At 73.3% G+C, this 15175-nt stretch carries 16 protein-coding genes and 1 tRNA gene; 10 read left to right on the forward strand and 7 right to left on the reverse strand.

Annotated features, from left to right (window positions below):
* Window positions 1-41 precede the first annotated feature (41 nt).
* Together ABZT12_RS20490 and ABZT12_RS20495 are read right to left on the reverse strand one after the other, a co-directional pair.
* Window positions 42-1052, reverse strand: a complete 1011-nt coding sequence (locus tag ABZT12_RS20490; RefSeq protein WP_356386160.1) for a hypothetical protein — start codon at window positions 1050-1052, stop codon at window positions 42-44.
* Between the two features lie 178 nt (window positions 1053-1230).
* Window positions 1231-2706 (reverse strand): beta-1,6-galactanase, encoded by a 1476-nt coding sequence (locus ABZT12_RS20495; protein ID WP_356386163.1) that lies wholly within the window; start codon window positions 2704-2706, stop codon window positions 1231-1233.
* A 271-nt stretch (window positions 2707-2977) separates the two neighbouring features.
* Here ABZT12_RS20495 and ABZT12_RS20500 point away from each other — a divergent pair, with 271 nt between their 5' ends.
* The 4 genes from ABZT12_RS20500 (at window position 2978) to ABZT12_RS20515 (ending at window position 5970) form a co-directional block, all read left to right on the forward strand.
* Window positions 2978-3760, forward strand: coding sequence for a class E sortase (locus tag ABZT12_RS20500; protein WP_356386166.1), 783 nt, complete (start codon window positions 2978-2980; stop codon window positions 3758-3760).
* Between the two features lie 103 nt (window positions 3761-3863).
* Entirely contained in the window at window positions 3864-4178 is a 315-nt protein-coding gene (locus tag ABZT12_RS20505; protein WP_356386169.1) for a DUF6412 domain-containing protein, read from the forward strand.
* Window positions 4179-4265: 87 nt separating this feature from the next.
* Window positions 4266-4985 carry a membrane protein insertase YidC gene (gene yidC, locus ABZT12_RS20510; protein WP_356386172.1) on the forward strand — a complete coding sequence of 240 codons (720 nt, stop codon included), beginning with the start codon at window positions 4266-4268 and terminating at the stop codon, window positions 4983-4985.
* Between the two features lie 127 nt (window positions 4986-5112).
* Entirely contained in the window at window positions 5113-5970 is an 858-nt protein-coding gene (locus tag ABZT12_RS20515) for a fumarylacetoacetate hydrolase family protein (RefSeq protein WP_356386175.1), read from the forward strand.
* A 27-nt stretch (window positions 5971-5997) separates the two neighbouring features.
* Here ABZT12_RS20515 and ABZT12_RS20520 read toward each other — a convergent pair whose 3' ends face one another.
* Genes ABZT12_RS20520 through ABZT12_RS20530 form a run of 3 tightly spaced genes read right to left on the reverse strand, consistent with a single transcriptional unit; the run spans window position 5998 to window position 8522 of the window.
* Window positions 5998-6864, reverse strand: coding sequence for an LLM class F420-dependent oxidoreductase (locus ABZT12_RS20520; RefSeq protein WP_356386178.1), 867 nt, complete (start codon window positions 6862-6864; stop codon window positions 5998-6000).
* Between the two features lie 60 nt (window positions 6865-6924).
* Window positions 6925-7446, reverse strand: a complete 522-nt coding sequence (locus tag ABZT12_RS20525) for a heme-degrading domain-containing protein (protein ID WP_356386181.1) — start codon at window positions 7444-7446, stop codon at window positions 6925-6927.
* Window positions 7443-8522 (reverse strand): Gfo/Idh/MocA family oxidoreductase, encoded by a 1080-nt coding sequence (locus ABZT12_RS20530; protein WP_356386184.1) that lies wholly within the window; start codon window positions 8520-8522, stop codon window positions 7443-7445. Before ABZT12_RS20530 ends, ABZT12_RS20525 begins: the two co-directional genes overlap by 4 nt.
* Window positions 8523-8578: 56 nt before the next feature.
* Between ABZT12_RS20530 and ABZT12_RS20535 the strand changes: the two genes are divergently transcribed.
* The 5 genes from ABZT12_RS20535 (at window position 8579) to ABZT12_RS20555 (ending at window position 13162) form a co-directional block, all read left to right on the forward strand.
* A complete protein-coding gene (locus ABZT12_RS20535; RefSeq protein ID WP_356386187.1) occupies window positions 8579-9688 on the forward strand; it encodes an ROK family transcriptional regulator in 1110 nt (369 codons plus the stop codon).
* 307 nt (window positions 9689-9995) lie between these two features.
* Window positions 9996-10802, forward strand: a complete 807-nt coding sequence (locus ABZT12_RS20540) for an LPXTG cell wall anchor domain-containing protein (protein ID WP_356386190.1) — start codon at window positions 9996-9998, stop codon at window positions 10800-10802.
* Between the two features lie 240 nt (window positions 10803-11042).
* Window positions 11043-11822: an HAD-IIA family hydrolase gene (locus ABZT12_RS20545; protein ID WP_356386193.1), complete on the forward strand. Its 780-nt coding sequence runs from the start codon at window positions 11043-11045 to the stop codon at window positions 11820-11822.
* Window positions 11823-11918: 96 nt separating this feature from the next.
* On the forward strand, window positions 11919-12461 hold the full coding sequence (locus tag ABZT12_RS20550) for a hypothetical protein (protein WP_356386196.1): 543 nt from the start codon (window positions 11919-11921) through the stop codon (window positions 12459-12461).
* Window positions 12462-12463: 2 nt separating this feature from the next.
* Window positions 12464-13162, forward strand: coding sequence for a class F sortase (locus tag ABZT12_RS20555; RefSeq protein ID WP_356386199.1), 699 nt, complete (start codon window positions 12464-12466; stop codon window positions 13160-13162).
* A 327-nt stretch (window positions 13163-13489) separates the two neighbouring features.
* Here ABZT12_RS20555 and ABZT12_RS20560 read toward each other — a convergent pair whose 3' ends face one another.
* Together ABZT12_RS20560 and ABZT12_RS20565 are read right to left on the reverse strand one after the other, a co-directional pair.
* Window positions 13490-14167: a FadR/GntR family transcriptional regulator gene (locus tag ABZT12_RS20560; protein ID WP_356386202.1), complete on the reverse strand. Its 678-nt coding sequence runs from the start codon at window positions 14165-14167 to the stop codon at window positions 13490-13492.
* Window positions 14168-14234: 67 nt separating this feature from the next.
* A tRNA-Lys gene (locus tag ABZT12_RS20565) sits at window positions 14235-14308 on the reverse strand.
* 187 nt (window positions 14309-14495) lie between these two features.
* Between ABZT12_RS20565 and ABZT12_RS20570 the strand changes: the two genes are divergently transcribed.
* Window positions 14496-15173, forward strand: a complete 678-nt coding sequence (locus tag ABZT12_RS20570) for a peptidoglycan-binding protein (protein WP_356386205.1) — start codon at window positions 14496-14498, stop codon at window positions 15171-15173.
* Window positions 15174-15175 lie beyond the last annotated feature (2 nt).

Raw genomic sequence — 15175 nt, forward strand, 5'->3', positions numbered from 1 at the left:
CGCTAGTTGCAACCCAGCCGGTGGAGGCGCGGCCTCCCCGTTCAGACCCCGTGACACCCCCCATACCCCCGTCCCGACCCGCACCAGCAGGCTGCTCCCCGTTGTGGGGGCCACGGGGTTGCTCGGGCTCGGGCTGCGAGGGTTGTGGCGTATTGGGGGAGGAGGTCCGTGTCGGACGGGGTGGTGCCTTCCGAGGCGGCGAAGGCCTCGTAGGACGGGACCGTGCCGGTGACGATGCCGAGGTTGGGGGTGCCTGAGGCCGCCAGCTCGCGCAGCGATGCCTCTATCGTCGCGAGGTGGTCCTCGTGTGAGGGGTACTCGGAGGCCAGGGTCGGGTAGCCGGCGAGGAGTTCGGTCAGTTCGCCCTCGGGCCAGTGCAGGACCGCGACCGGGAAGGGGCGGGAGAGGGCCTCGCGGTAGGCGCCCAGTTCGGCTCGTAGGCGGGAGATCTCCGCTTCCAGTTCGGCGGGGTTCTCCGAGCCGAGGGACCAGACGCGCTTGGGGTCGTGGAGTTCGTCGAGCGACACCGGCAGGGAGTGCAGCGTGTCGGCCAGCTGGTCCCAGTCGTCGTGGGCCAGGCCCAGCATGCGGCGTACGCGGTGGCGGCCGAAGAGCAACGGGTGGGTGGAGTACGGGGGTTCGGGTACGTCCGTGAGGAGCAGGCGGGCGCCCTCCGTGAACGTCTCCTGCGCCGCCTCCAGTTCGTCGTGGGTCTCCAGGGACTCCGCGACGATCACGTAGGGGGCCGGGTCTCTCGGGGACGCCGCCCGGATGCCGTCGATGATGGCGCGGGCCTCGGCCTCGTGGCCGTACTCCCAGAGGTTCGACGCCTTGAGGGCTCGTACCAGGTGGGGGGTTTCCAGGGAGTCGGGGGCGGCGAGCAGGCGGTCGTAGAGCGTGGTCGCCGCGGGGCGGTCGCCGGACAGTTCCAGGTGGGCCGCGGCCTGGAGGAGCATGGCTTCGGCGTCCTCCGGGTACAGGCCGGCGGTCCGTTCCAGGCGGGCCGCTTCGGCGGCGTGGTCGACGTTCTCGGCGGGCGTGTCGGGGCGCATGAACGACACCGTACTGCCGATGCCGAGTGGCATGGAGACAAGGGGCGGGAAGGGGCGGCGGCAGGGGGAGGGTCAGGTGCGGGCCGCGTGCGCCGGCACCCGGGAGGGTCGGCGCCGTGCCGGGCGGCCCGACGGCTCGCCCGGCACCTCCGTCGTACGTCGCGCCTCCGTCACGCGGTCAGATCACCACCCCGTCCACCTGGAGCGTCTGCACCGCCCCCGCCGCGAACGGGACGGCCACGGTCCTGCCGCTCAGGTACGTGTCGGAGTGGGCGGTGTAGAGGTCGCCTCCGCCGCCGGTCACGGTGTTCCAGCGCGGGACGAGCCCGTTCGTCCCGCCTGTCACCGTCGTGAACTTCGACAGGTCGAAGGTGAGGGTCGACGCGGACGTGCCGGTGTTCGCGGCGACGATCACCAGGCGCTTGGCGGAGGCGTCGTAGGCCGCGACCGCGTTGCTCACGCCCGTGTTGAGGATCGTCATGCCGGGGCGGATGTGGCGGCTGAACTGGGCCATGACGTAGTACTTCGTCTGGACCGCGCCGGCCGTGAGGGTGCTCTGGTCGTAGGCGATCATCGCCCAGCCCGAACTCGGGTCCATCACCTGCCAGTAGACCCAGGCGGTGGGGTGCAGCCAGTTGAAGTCGTAGAGCAGGTTGCTCGCCAGGGTGAGGCCCGTGCCGTCGCTGTCGCCCGTCTCTGAGTTCCACAGGGCCTTGCCCGACGTCGTGACAACGTCCGTGTAGAGCAGGTCCCTTCGGCCGCCGGAGCCCTGGTAGCCGTGGACGTTGACCCGGTTGACGTACCCCTTCGTCGTGGAGCTGAAGGCGGCCCAGGTGGTGCGCGCGAGGTCGTAACTCGTCTCGTCCGAGGCGGATATCTTCGTGCCGGTGAGGCCCCGGGTGTCCAACTCGCTGCGCAGGTAGGGGAGTACGGCGGCCTGGACCGTGGAGTCCATGTGGCAGCCCTCCTGGGTGCCGGTCGCCGTCCACCAGGCGGAGCTGGGCTCGTTGAACGCCTCGACCGTCGCGAAGTTCACGCCCCAGTTGTTCTTCGCGTAGAGGGCGACCGCCGCCAGGTGGGAGGCGTGCTGGCGGTAGTTCCAGGTCTGGAGGTTGTTGCCGCCGCCCGAGGCGCCCGACGGGTTGTGGTTGGAACACATCCACCACATGGGGGAGTTGGCGAAGAGTTCGGTCGTCGCGCCCCGGTTCACCGCCTTCACCAGCATCGCGCGCTGGGTGGCGTCGGCCGTCCAGTCCCAGGCGGAGGAGGTGGGGTCCTCGTTGTTCCAGTCCTGCCAGTAGCCCTCGATCTGCTTGAACGCGGGGATGTTGGCGGAGGCCGTCATCGTCTCGCCGCCCACGGAGTTCCAGCTGCTCGCGCCGAGGTTGTAGCGGGCGATGTTGAGGCCGAGGCCGGGGAGCGATTTCCCGTTGTACGTCACCGACTTGGTGGTGAAGAAGAGGTCGGCGAAGTCGTCGCGGGCGCCGAAGACGTTGGCCCACCAGGCGAGGGAGGTACCCCAGCCCTCCCAAGTGCCGTACTTGGTGGCCGGGTTGACGGCGACCGTCGCGTCGGCGCGGGCGGTGCCGGCCGCCAGGGCGGTCCCGAGGAGACCTCCGCCGGCTGCCGCCAGCAGGGTTCTGCGTCGGATCATCTCGTCTCCGTTTCGCTCAGCCGCCGGTCGTCCGCCGGCGTCGGGCCATCCCCCCGGCTCGTGCCACCAGGAAGCATCGAGGGTGCCGTACGGGGTTGTCGAGGGTTGTGTCACCCCTTTCTAAAACCGGTGTACGAAGACCCGAACGGGGTCGGCCGGGGGCATGTCTGGCGCATTGCGGACTGGCCGCCTATCGTGCGGGCGGCTCGGCGGGCGGCCTTCGTGGGCGGCCGTCGGTGGGTGCGGGCTCCGGGGTGGAGGAGGCTTGCGGATGCGCGTTCGGGTACGTGTCGTACGGCAGCGCGGCCGGAGCCTCGGCCGGCGTGCGCTCTGGACCGGCGGCGAGCTGCTCGTCACCGCCGGAGTCGTGCTGTTGCTCCTGGTCGTGCACCAGCTGTGGTGGACCAACCGCGAGGCCCGGCGCGGCGCCGAACACCAGGTCCAGGCCCTGGAACGGGAGTGGGGCACCCCCTCGGCCACCGCCGGGCCTCCGGCCGTCCCGCGCTCCGGGTCCCGGGTCGACGGCGCCGGGGGAACGGGCCCCGGCGGCAGCGGCGGCGGCTCCCGTACGACCACCCTCAACGGGCCACCCGGCGCCCGCACTTCACAGGCCTACGCCGTCCTCAGCATCCCGCGCCTGCACCTCCGCGTCCCGATCGCCGAGGGCGTCAGCAAGCGGAACGTCCTCAACAAGGGCTACGTCGGCCACTACTCCGGCACCCAACAGGCGGGCGAGGAGGGCAACTTCGCCCTCGCCGGGCACCGCAACACGCACGGCGAGCCGTTCCGCCACCTGCCGAGCCTCCGCCTCAAGGACAGCGTCCAGGTCGAGACGAGCACGGCCGTCTACACCTACACGGTCGACCAGATCCTCCCGCGGACCTCCGCCACCGACTCGGGCGTCATCCGCCCCGTCCCCCGCTCCGACGCCAGACCGTCCTACGGCTACACCCGACCCGGCCACTACCTCACCCTCACCACCTGCACACCGGAGTTCACGTCCAGATACCGCATGGCGGTGTGGGGGGAACTGACGTCGACGCGACCGCGTTAGCGCCTGCGCGCCCGCGGCCGCGGTCGGACAACCCCCGGGCCGGATCGCGGCCGGTCCTGTATAACCGATGGCAGGGACCGGGACGTAGGGGAGGGGGCAGCTCATGAACCGCGGTCGCGCCACCGTTCTGCTGCTCCTGCTCCTCCAACTCGCGCTGCTGGACAGCGGGGGCCTCACCGCCGCCGCCGGCCTCCCCGCCACCGTCGCGTTCGCCGCGACCGCCGCGGCAGGCTCTGCGCTCGTCCTGTGCGCCCTGCTCACCGCGCGCCGCGCGCCCGCCCTACCGCCCACCCACGTCCGTACAGCCATGCGCGAACGGGCCCGCCGTACGGCGTTCCTGCCCCAGCGCGACCCCGACGCCTCCGGACGGCCACGGCCCAGGGCGCCCGGACAGGCCCTCCGGACGGCCACCGCGTAGGGCTTGCACCACCGTCACCGCCCACGCGTGGGTCGTCACGCCGCTGTCTCCCACTCCGGCACGACGAGACCCTCGGAGGGCTCCACCATGTCCGTCTTCGCCCGCCTGGTCGGCCAACTCGCCGACCAGCTTCACCCGTTGTTCGGCGCCGCCGCGACGGCCGCCGCGATCGTCCTGTTCACCGCGCTGGTACGACTCCTCGTCCACCCCCTCTCCCGGGCCGCCGCGCGCGGCCAGCGAGCCCGCCAACGGCTCCAGCCGCGCATCACCGAGCTGCGGCGGCGGCATGGGAAGGAACCGGAGAAGCTACAGAAGGCGGTGCTCGAACTGCACGCCGAGGAGAAGGTGTCGCCGGTCTCCGGCTGTCTGCCGAGTCTGATCCAGCTGCCGGCCTTCTTCCTCCTTTACCACCTGTTCTCGAACACGAAAATCGACGGGGGCGCCAACGACCTCCTCTCGCACCAGCTCTTCGCCGCCCCGCTCGGCGGCCGGTGGGCCGACGCGCTGGGCGAGGGCGGGGTGTTCGGGCCGGCCGGCCTCGTCTACCTCGGGATGTTCGCCGTCGTCGCTGTTGTCGCCGCCTTCAACTTCCGCCGAGCGAAGCCGATGACGGGGATGAACGGTCCCCTCGCGGGGCCGACGGAAGAGGACGGGCCGGCGCCCGGGCTGGGCGCGGTCACCAGGCTGATGCCGTTCCTGTCCTTCTTCACGCTCTTCACCGTGGCCCTGGTGCCGCTCGCCGCCGCCCTCTACGTGGTGACCAGCCAGGCGTGGAGCGCGGTGGAACGGGCGTTGCTGTACCCCTGAGCGGCGAGGCCCCCGGTCCACTCCGTGAACCGGGTATTGCGGAGTGGACCTTCAGCTTGGAGGATCGACCAGTCCTCCGATGGCTGCACCCATCGGGCGGGCGCCCGCGATCGAGGGAGATGGTGCAATGAAGCTGCTGCGAGTCGGTACGGCGGGGGCCGAGCGGCCCGCGCTGCTCGATGCCGAGGGGAAGCTGCGGGATCTGTCGGGCGTCGTCGCGGACATCGACGGGGCGTTGCTCGCCGACGGCGCCGCGCTCGGCCGGGTCCGGGACGCCGCCGAGGCGGGGTCGCTGCCCGTGCTGGACGCGGCGGGGGTGCGGATCGGGCCGCCGGTCGCGCGGATCGGCAAGGTGGTGTGCATCGGGCTGAACTACCACGACCACGCCCGCGAGACCGGCGCGGAGCCGCCCGCCGAGCCGGTGGTCTTCTTCAAGGCCGCCGACACGGTGGTAGGGCCGCACGACACCGTGCTCGTCCCGCGCGGGTCGGTGAAGACCGACTGGGAGGTGGAGCTCGCCGTCGTCATCGGGCGTACGGCCCGCTATCTGGGCTCGCACGAGGAGGCGCTCGCGCACGTCGCCGGGTACGCGGTCGCGCACGACGTCTCGGAGCGGGAGTTCCAGATCGAGCGGGGCGGCACCTGGGACAAGGGCAAGAACTGCGAGACGTTCAATCCGCTCGGGCCGTGGCTGGTGACCGCGGACGAGGTCGCCGATCCGCAGGACCTCTCCCTGCGGCTCTGGGTCAACGGGGAGCTGAAGCAGGACGGCACCACGGCCGAGCAGATCTTCCCGGTGGCCGAAGTGGTGCGCTACGTCAGCCAGTTCATGACGCTGTACCCCGGAGACGTGATCAACACCGGGACACCGGCGGGCGTCGCCCTCGGGCGGCCCGAGCCCAAGCCGTATCTCCGCGCCGGGGATGTCGTGGAGTTGGAGATCGGCGGACTCGGGCGGCAGCGGCAGGAGTTCAAGGACGCCTGAGGGGACGGGGGTTCGGCGGCGGCCCGGTCAGCTGAGCAGGGCGGCCAGCCGCCGCCAGGCTTCCCGCGGGAGGGTGTCCCGGGGCGCGCCGTCCACCACCTGGAGGGCCACATGGTCCGCGCCCGCCCGGCGGAACGCGTCGACGCGGTCGCGGATCGTCCCCTCGTCGCCCCACGCGAACACCGCGTCGACCAGGCGGTCGCTGCCGCCGTCCGTGAGGTCGGCCTCGGTGAAGCCGTGGCGGAGGAAGTTGTTGGTGTAGTTCGGCAGGGCGAGGTACATGGCGAGGGTCTCGCGGGCCAGCGTGCGGGCGCGGGCCGGGTCGGTCTCCAGGACCACCTTCAACTCCGGTGCCAGCAGCGGGCCTTCGCCGAGGATCTCGCGGGCACGGGCGGTGTGCTCGGGGGTGACCAGGTACGGGATGGAGCCGGCCGCGCGGTCCCGGGCCAGCTCCAGGGTCCGGGGGCCGAGGGCGGCCAGCAGGCGGCGGCCGGCCGGTACCCCGGCGGAGTCCAGGGCGTCGAGATAGCCGGCCAGCGCCGAGTACGGGCGGCGGTACTGGTCCGCGAGCTTGGCGTGGCTCACCCCGAGGCCGAGCAGGAAGCGGCCGGGGTGGGCCGCCTCCAGCCCGGCGTAGCCGGCCGCGGTCTCGGCGGCGTCGTACTGCCAGATGCTCTGGATGCTGGTGCCGACGGTGAGCGTGGAGGTCGCCTCGATGAGCGGGGCCGCGTGCCGGGGGGCGCTGCTGCCGCCGAGCCAGACGGCGCCGTAACCGAGCTGTTCCAACTCGGCCGCGGCGTCGGCCAGTTCGTGGCGTCGGCCGGGATCCTCGGAGCGCAGGCCCACGCTCCAGATGCCGTAGCGGCCTACCGTTTCCTTCAGGGAGCTGCTCATCGGTTTCGGTTCCCTCCGGTGTCGTACCTGTGGAGAGTGCCAACCGGGGGCGGCGCCGGGTTAATCCCCGGCCGTCCGGTCGCCCAGGAACTGATCCAGAGCCTCCACCACGAAACGGTGGTCCTGCAACTGGGGCAGACCCGACACCGTGACCGCGCCGATCACGCCCACGTCCTCGACGGTGAGGGGGAACGAGCCGCCGTGGGCCGCGTAGGTGTCGGGGTCGAGCCGGGAGGAGTCCTCGAAGGTCGTGCCCTTGGCGCGGAAGCGGGCGCCGACCAGATAGGAGGAGGCGTGGTAGCGCTCCACCACCCGGCGCTTGCGGTCGATCCACGCGTCGTTGTCCGGCGCCGAACCGGGCAGCGTCGCGTGGAAGAGCTGCTGGCCGCCGCGCCGGATGTCGACGGCGACCGGCGCCTGCCGCTCCCGGGCCAGCTCGACGAGGAGCGAACCGAGCGCCCACGCGTCGTCGTGGGTGAACCGCCGGAACACCAAGTGGCGTTCCTGCGCTTCGAGTTCCTCGACGGTCGGGGTGATCTCCGGGGCGATCCGCTGGGTGATCGAGGGCTTGTGCTGGGTCACAGGGTCACCGTCACTCCGTCGCGGGCCGAGCGGCGCGCGGCCTCCAGTACGTCGAGGGCGGCGGCCGCCTCCAGGGCGGTCACCGGGTTGGGGGCGCCGTCCAGGAGGGCGGCGGCGACGGCCGCGTAGTAGGCGGGGTAGTCGCCGGCGAGGGTCGGCTCGGGGCGGCCGGCGCCGGTCAGGGGGGACTCGCCGGCGCCCACCCGGCCGTACACGGACTCGGGCTCCCGGCCCCAGCCCGGACCCGGCCGTTCGCCGTCGCGCAGGGCCGCCTCCTGCGGGTCGAGGCCGTACTTCACATAACCGGCGCGCGAGCCCAGCACCCGGAAACGGGGGCCGAGTTGGGCGGTGGTCGCCGAGACGTACAGGTGCGAGCGGACGCCGCCCGCGTGCGTCAGCGCGATGAACGTGTCGTCGTCCGTCTCCGCGCCCGGGCGCCGGATGTCGGACTCGGCGTAGACGGAGGCGGCCGGGCCGAAGAGGGCCAGTGCCTGGTCGACGACGTGGCTGCCGAGGTCGTAGAGCAGACCTCCGATCTCTGCCGGGTCGCCGGACTCGCGCCAGCCGCCCTTGGGCCGCGGGCGCCAGCGCTCGAAGCGCGACTCGAAGCGCCACACGTCACCGAGCGCGCCCTCGGCGAGCAGCTTGCGGAGGGTCAGGAAGTCGTTGTCCCAGCGGCGGTTCTGGAAGACGGAGAGCAGCAGGCCGCGTTCCTCGGCGAGGGCCGCCAGCGCGCGGGCCTCGGCCGCCGTGCCCGCGACCGGCTTGTCGACCACCACCGGGAGGCCCGCCCCCAACGCGGCCGTGGCGAGGGGGACATGGGTCTTGTTCGGGGACGCGACGACGATCAGGTCGAGGCTGTCCGCCCGGTCGAGCAGTTCGTCGGCGGTCGCGGCGAAGCGGATGTCCGGGAACTCGGCGCGGGCCTGTTCCCGGCGCCCGGGGTCGGAGGTGACGACCGTGTCGAGCGTGAGGCCCTCGGTCGCCGCGATCAGCGGGGCATGGAAGACGGAGCCCGCGAGGCCGTAGCCGACGAGGCCGACGCGGAGGGGTGGGCGAGTCGTGGGTCCAGTCATGCCCTCCACTTTCGCAACGCTGTTGCCAAAGTGCAAGCGGCAGGGAGAATGGCGGTGTGAACACCACGAGAGGCGGGACCGGAGAGGCGGCGGGCGCCAACCTGCCCGCCCTCCGCAGCCACAACACCGCGCTCGTCCTCGACCTGCTGCGGACGGCCGGCGCGGAAGGGATCAGCCGACTCGAACTCGCCGAGCGGACCGGCCTCACCCCGCAGGCCGTCAGCAAGATCACCGCCCGGCTGCGCGCGTCCGGCCTCGCCGCGGAGGCGGGCCGCCGCGCCTCCACGGGCGGCAAACCGCGTACGGTCCTGCGGCTCGTACCGGAGGCCGGCCACGCCGTCGGCGTCCATCTGGACCGGGACGAACTGCGCGCCGTCCTCGTCGACCTCACGGGCGCGGTGACGGGGGAGCGGTGCGCGCCGCTGGACCTGGGGGCGGGGGCCGAGGCGGTGCTCGCCGCGGTCGCCGCGCAGGCGGCAGGCCTCGCGGCCGGGGCGGCCGGGAACCCGCTCGGCGTGGGCGTCGCCCTCCCCGGCCCCCTCGACCACACCCACGGCGTCCTGCACCGCGTCACCGGTTTCCCCGAGTGGGACGGGTTCCCGCTGCGGGACGCGCTGGCGGCGCGGCTCGGCAGGCCGGTCGTCGTCGACAAGGACACCAACGCGGCGGCGCTCGGGCTCGCCGTGGGCGGGGAGGGCGGGTCCTTCGCCTATCTGCACCTGGGGACGGGGCTCGGCGCCGGGCTGGTGATCGGCGGGAGCGTGCACCGGGGGGCGCGGACCGGGGCCGGTGAGTTCGGGCACCAGGTGATCCAGCTCGACGGGCCGCCCTGCGGCTGCGGGAACCGGGGCTGCGTCGAGGCGCTGTGCCTGGCCGCCGTGGCGCGCGGCGACCTGGCCGAGGCGGCGCGGGTGCTCGGTGCGGGCGCCGCGAACCTGGTCGGACTGCTCGACATCGACCTCGTCCTGCTGGGCGGCCGTACGGTCACCGCCGCGCCGCACCCCTTCGTGCACGGCGTGGCCGCCATGCTGGCCGAGCACGCCCGGCGCGAGGGAGCGCGGGACGGGGCGGTGCCGGTACGGGTCGCCTCCGGCGGCGCACGCGGGATCGCGGAGGGTGCGGCACAGTTGGTGCTGGGGGCGCTGTTCGGGCGGGGGGACGGGTGACGCGGGGCGGGAGCGGGGACGGGGACGGGCGGGGTTGATGTCCGGTTCCGGCCGGCCGGAACCGACTGGCTGTGGACCGACGGCTCGCCGGCTCGCACTGGTCCGGGGTGACGTCCGCGTCTGTTCCTCGACTCGCACTCGTATCGGGGGGCGTCAACCTCCGTTCCTCGGCTCGCGTCCGTTCCCCGACCTGCCCTCGCCCGCACCCGTACGGGGTGACTTTGGCGACCGTTCGGGGTACGTGGTCGGCGCGGTGCGCTCCTTCGGCGTCCCAGCCCGGGATGGTCATGTGGTTATGCGACTGCCTATGCGACCGCTTCCGCGACGACCGCGCTCCCCGCTCTCCGCCTGCCTCGCCGCAGCCGCCCTCCCGTCAGCGTTCCTCGGGGCGCTCGGGGCGACCGCACCGGCGTACGCGGTCGGCGCCCCCGGGGCCGTTCCGGCCTGCGCGGCTCCCGCCGACCACGCCTTCCCCCTCACCACCCGCATCCACGACGGCCCCGGCGCCTACCCGGCCGGCGGCGGCTACGGCACCTGGTACCTCGACCTCACCAACACGACCGACCGCCGCTGCGCCGCCGTCCACCCGGTCGTCGTCCTCGTCGACGACAAACACGCGCTGACGGCCGCCCAGCCCCGGGTCGCGTTCTACGACGGCGGACGCGCGCACCCGGTCCGGTTCGAGACGACCGGCCGGGCCGAGCTCGTCGGCGCCTTCGACGACGGCTTCCCCGGGTTCGCCGTGGACCCGGGCAGGACCCTCACCGTGAAGGTGCGTCTCGCCTTCGCCCCGGACGCCGTGGCGAACGGGGTCACGCTCAAGGCGGCCGTCGTCCAGCGGCACGCCGACGACGGCGACTGGATCGGCCAGTCCAACGACTACCGGTTCACCGTCGACCCCGCGTCCCCCGCCCCCCAGGCCACCCCTCAGGCCACCCCCCGTCCCACCCCGCAGCCCACCCCGGGCGTTTCCGCGAGCGCCCCCGTCGACAGCCTTCCCTTCGCCGACGAACTCGCCAGCACCGGGCTCGGCACCCGGCACGGCGTCCTCGCCGTCGTGTCCGTCCTCCTCGTCATCGCCGGTGCTCTGCTCGTGGCCCGGAGGCGCCGCTGACTCAACTCGCGTACCGGAAAGGTGTGTTGGAGTCGCGGACGGCTGACCGACTCGCCCGCCCGGACAGGCGTGTCGGGGTGGCGGACGGCACCCGCGGATCGGCGGGACGGACCGCTCGCCGTCTCCGCCGCCACACCCGCCGGGAGGCGTACGGGGCTCCTCCGGGAGCGCCGGGTCGTGCCGAACGGCTGATCAGTAGGCTGGGCGCACGCAGCACCGCGCACGGCAGGAGACGGCACCATGGCAGACCGCAAGCCCATCGAATCGTGGCTCACCGACATGGACGGCGTGCTCATCCACGAGGGCGTGCCGATCCCCGGCGCCGACGCCTTCCTGCGGAAGCTGCGCGACTCCGGCCGGCCCTTCCTGGTGCTGACCAACAACTCCATCTACACCCCGCGCGACCTGCACGCCCGGCTGCGCCGCCTGGGCCTGGAGGTGCCGGTCGAGAACATCTGGACCTCGGCCCTGGCCACCGCGAAGTTCCTGGACGACCAGCGGCCGGGCGGCACGGCGTACGTCATCGGTGAGGCCGGCATGACCACCGCGCTGCACGACATCGGGTACGTCCTCACCGACCACGAGCCCGACTACGTGGTGCTCGGCGAAACCCGCACCTACTCCTTCGAGGCGATGACCAAGGCGGTCCGGCTGATCAACGGCGGCGCCCGCTTCATCTGCACCAACCCCGACGAGACCGGCCCCTCCGCCGAGGGCCCGCTGCCCGCGACCGGCGCCGTGGCCGCGCTGATCACCAAGGCGACCGGCAAGCAGCCCTACTTCGCCGGCAAGCCCAACCCGCTGATGATGCGCACCGGACTCAACGCGATCGGCGCGCACTCCGAGACCAGCGCGATGATCGGCGACCGGATGGACACCGACGTACTGGCCGGCATCGAGGCCGGAATGCGGACGTACCTGGTGCTCACCGGGCTGACCCGGCCCGAACAGGTCGAGGAGTACCCGTACCGCCCGTCGCGGATCGTCGACTCGATCGCGGACCTCGTCGACCGGATCTGAGCCCGCCCGCGGGACACCCGTTCGGAGTAGTCCGGCGCGGCTGAGGGTGCGGGGCGGGGTGCCCAGGAGGAGTCTCCAGGTAACTGGAGGTTCACGATGCGTTCAGTAAAAGTCACTCTCTGTGCGAGCGCGGCGTTCTTCGCGGTGCTCATCCCGGCGGCGTACGCGGCGGACGGAGGCACCGTCTCGGTGACCCCCACCTCCCCGGCCCCCGGCGGCGACGTGTCCCTGCGGATCAGCGGCTGTCCCGGTACGACCGGCAGCGCCTCCTCCGACGCGTTCGTCGCGGACGCCACGCTCACCGGCCGGGCCGGGACGCTGGCCGGTGAGACCCGGGTCCGCAGCACGATCAGGACCGGCCCCCACGACGTCAAGATCACCTGTGGCAACCTCACGGTCCGGGGCGCCATCACCATCGCGGCGGACGGATCCCGGTCGCCGTCGGAGCGGCCCTCCGGCCCCGCCTCGCCGGTCGCCCCGGTCCACGCGGGCGGCGGCGGCACCGCGCACCTCGCCGCCGCTGACGCCCGCGCGGCCGGACCCGGCACCGCGCAGACGGTCACCGGTCTGGTCCTCGCCGGAGTCGCCGCGGCGGCCTTCGCGGCGCGCAGCGCCCGCCGGAGCCGCAGGACGGACTGACCATGTCCGACCATGAGCCGCAGGGCGGACCGACCGCGTCCGACCCCGCGCGATCCACCGGCACCGGCCGTCTCCTGATGGGCGTGGCCTGGGCGGTCCTGCTGCTCGGCCTCTGGCTGTGGGGCCGGGACCTGACCGACGTACGGCTGGGGATATCCGCGCCGACCACCGGTGACGTGGCCGCCGTCGGGCGCCCCGCGGAGGTCGAACTGCCCTCCGCGGCAAGCCCGTTGGGGGGCGCCCGGCCGCGGCGCCTGGACATCCCCGGCCTGGGGGTGCGGGCCCCGGTGGTGGCCCGGGGACTCGACGCGCGGGGGGCGATCGACCCGCCGCCGTTCGACCGGTCCGGCGCGGTCGGCTGGTACGCGGACGGGGTCGGACCGGGGGCCGACGGCACCGCCCTGCTGGTGGGGCACGTCGACACCGAGACCCGGCCCGCCGTCTTCTACAAGCTGAGCACGCTCAGGCCGGGCGAGACGATCCGGGTCCTCCGCGACGACGGCAAGGTCGCCGACTTCACCGTCGACGACGTGCGGGTGCTGGCCCGCGACCACTTCGACGCCCGGCAGGCCTACGGCCCCCGGCAGTCGGGGCGGGCCGAACTGCGGCTGATCACCTGCGGCGGCACCTTCGACCGGTCCAGCCGCAGCTACACCGCGAACGTGGTCGTCTCCGCGTACCTCACCGGCACCGGACCGTGACGCACCTGGCCCGGCCGGTGACTGCTCCCCCCGAGGTCACCGGCCGGGCTGGTCCTCGACCGCGGGTGGCACGGGCTGCGGGAGTAACCCGGCGACCGTCGCGGGAGGCTCGGGCGCCGGCCGGGCGCCGGCCGGGCGACAGGCCGGGGGTCCAAGGCCATCTGAGAAGACTGTAGAGCGGATGAGCGCCCCGGCCTAGAGGCCGGTTCACGCCCGGTCCCGCGCCGGTGGCTCTCCGTGTCCGAGGCGGCCGGTGTCCCCTCAACTGGGGTTCGTGCGGCCCGGGTTGGTGATCAAGGCGATCGGGGCCGCTCCGGCGCGCGCCGCTCAGACGGTCGTGGAGAGCCGGGTGCGTACGTCGTCGAAGTGGTCCCGTATGGCCCGCTCCGCCCGTACGGCGTCCCCGGAGCGGACCGCGTCGAGGATCTCCCGGTGCTGCCGGCAGGTGACGTCGGGATCCTGCGGGCCGGCCGCGAGATCCGTGTGCACCTGGTGGAAGGCGTCCCAGAACGCCTCCAGCACCTCGCTCAGCAGCGCGTTGTCCAGGCCCCGGTAGAGGGTGGCGTGAAACGCCCGGTCGGTGGCGGCGAGACCGGCGCCCGTGGCGGCCTCCCGTTCCATGCGCTCGACCAGAGCGGCCAGTTCGGCGAGGTCCCGCGCGGGCAGCCGGCCCGCGAGCCGGGAGACGAGCCCGGTCTCCATCGCCTCCCGCAGTTCCAGCAGCTGGAGCAGGCTGTCCTCGCCCCGGTAGTGGCCGACGACCGTACGGAAGGTGAGTCCCTCGATCATCGGCGCGAGGGACATCGGGCCGACGTAGGTGCCGAAGCCGTGCCGGATCTCGACGATGCCCATCGCCTGGAGCGCCTTCAGGGCCTCGCGCACCGAGTTCCGGCTGGCGCCGAGGTACCCCATCAGCTCGGGCTCGGTGGGCAGCGGGGCCCCGGAGGCCAGCCGCCGCTCGACGATGAGCTTCTTGATCCGGTCCTGGAGGTCTCGGGCTGCCATGGGCCAGAGGGTATCCGGCCAAACAAGCGAACAGGCCCCTCGCCGAAGCGAAGGGCCTGCTGTCATGTGCGCCGCCAGGGACTCGAACCCCGGACCCGCTGATTAAGAGTCAGCTGCTCTAACCAACTGAGCTAGCGGCGCCTGCCGACCCGGAGAACTCTACCGGACCTGCGACGGTGCTCCGGACCACCGGGACGGGGACGACCCCGGGCGGGAAGGGTGCCGTACATCATTCGGACCGTCAGCATGCGCGTCCACCCGACAGTTGCGAAACTGGCGAAAGTGCGCGAGTGCGGACATTTTTTACCCGAAGTGTGAGGGGCGTCGCATGGAGACTCCGGTGTTCGAGGAGGTCGAGCCCGCGAGCGACCGCGACTGCGACTGCCCAGGCTGCGTGCACTGGAGGCGCGTACTTCCCCATGTCCCGGCCAGCCGTGCCCTCGGCCATCCGGCCGCCGCCCGGGCCCTCGTCCTGGCCGCCGCCGCGTCGGCCGCTCTCGGCGAGGGCCACGTCGTACCGGCCGTGGCGGCGCCGCACACCGCGCCCCGGCCCGCCGTTCCAGCGGACGGCAAGGCGGGGGACGCGGACGGTGAGCCCGCGACCCCGCAGGGCGGCAAGGCCCCGCTGCACGGTCCGGCCGGGCGACCCATGGAGCCCGGCGCACCGTTCGGCCAGGCCGCCGAGGAGACGTCGACGCCGTATCCGGCCTCGTCACCCTCGTCACCCTCCTCACCCTCGTCGCCCGTCTCGCCCGTGTCGCACGGTGTCCCCGGCTATCCCGGCCGGGGCCTGTTCCGTCCAGGCGCGGAGAACGCGTATGTGACCCGGCTGGGGAAGCGGCTGGTCCAGCGCGGGTTCGGCGCGTACTACCCGGACGGTCCGGGGCCGCGCTGGGGCGAGGACGACCGCCGGAACGTCGAGGCCTTCCAGCGCGCCCAGGGCTGGCGGGGCGGCGCGGCGGACGGCTGCCCGGGGCCGGAGACCTGGCGGCGGCTCTTCTCCTGACC

The organism is Streptomyces sp. NPDC005423, assembly GCF_040606415.1.
In the GTDB taxonomy this organism is placed as follows: domain Bacteria; phylum Actinomycetota; class Actinomycetes; order Streptomycetales; family Streptomycetaceae; genus Streptomyces.

Bases quoted from the DNA above. Each gene is read 5' to 3' on its own strand.
- ABZT12_RS20490 (WP_356386160.1), bottom strand. From the start codon at position 1,052: ATGCGCCCCGACACGCCCGCCGAGAACGTCGACCACGCCGCCGAAGCG.
- ABZT12_RS20495 (WP_356386163.1), bottom strand. From the start codon at position 2,706: ATGATCCGACGCAGAACCCTGCTGGCGGCAGCCGGCGGAGGTCTCCTC.
- ABZT12_RS20500 (WP_356386166.1), top strand. From the start codon at position 2,978: ATGCGCGTTCGGGTACGTGTCGTACGGCAGCGCGGCCGGAGCCTCGGC.
- ABZT12_RS20505 (WP_356386169.1), top strand. From the start codon at position 3,864: ATGAACCGCGGTCGCGCCACCGTTCTGCTGCTCCTGCTCCTCCAACTC.
- yidC (WP_356386172.1), top strand. From the start codon at position 4,266: ATGTCCGTCTTCGCCCGCCTGGTCGGCCAACTCGCCGACCAGCTTCAC.
- ABZT12_RS20515 (WP_356386175.1), top strand. From the start codon at position 5,113: ATGAAGCTGCTGCGAGTCGGTACGGCGGGGGCCGAGCGGCCCGCGCTG.
- ABZT12_RS20520 (WP_356386178.1), bottom strand. From the start codon at position 6,864: ATGAGCAGCTCCCTGAAGGAAACGGTAGGCCGCTACGGCATCTGGAGC.
- ABZT12_RS20530 (WP_356386184.1), bottom strand. From the start codon at position 8,522: ATGACTGGACCCACGACTCGCCCACCCCTCCGCGTCGGCCTCGTCGGC.
- ABZT12_RS20540 (WP_356386190.1), top strand. From the start codon at position 9,996: ATGCGACCGCTTCCGCGACGACCGCGCTCCCCGCTCTCCGCCTGCCTC.
- ABZT12_RS20545 (WP_356386193.1), top strand. From the start codon at position 11,043: ATGGCAGACCGCAAGCCCATCGAATCGTGGCTCACCGACATGGACGGC.
- ABZT12_RS20550 (WP_356386196.1), top strand. From the start codon at position 11,919: ATGCGTTCAGTAAAAGTCACTCTCTGTGCGAGCGCGGCGTTCTTCGCG.
- ABZT12_RS20555 (WP_356386199.1), top strand. From the start codon at position 12,464: ATGTCCGACCATGAGCCGCAGGGCGGACCGACCGCGTCCGACCCCGCG.
- ABZT12_RS20560 (WP_356386202.1), bottom strand. From the start codon at position 14,167: ATGGCAGCCCGAGACCTCCAGGACCGGATCAAGAAGCTCATCGTCGAG.
- ABZT12_RS20570 (WP_356386205.1), top strand. From the start codon at position 14,496: ATGGAGACTCCGGTGTTCGAGGAGGTCGAGCCCGCGAGCGACCGCGAC.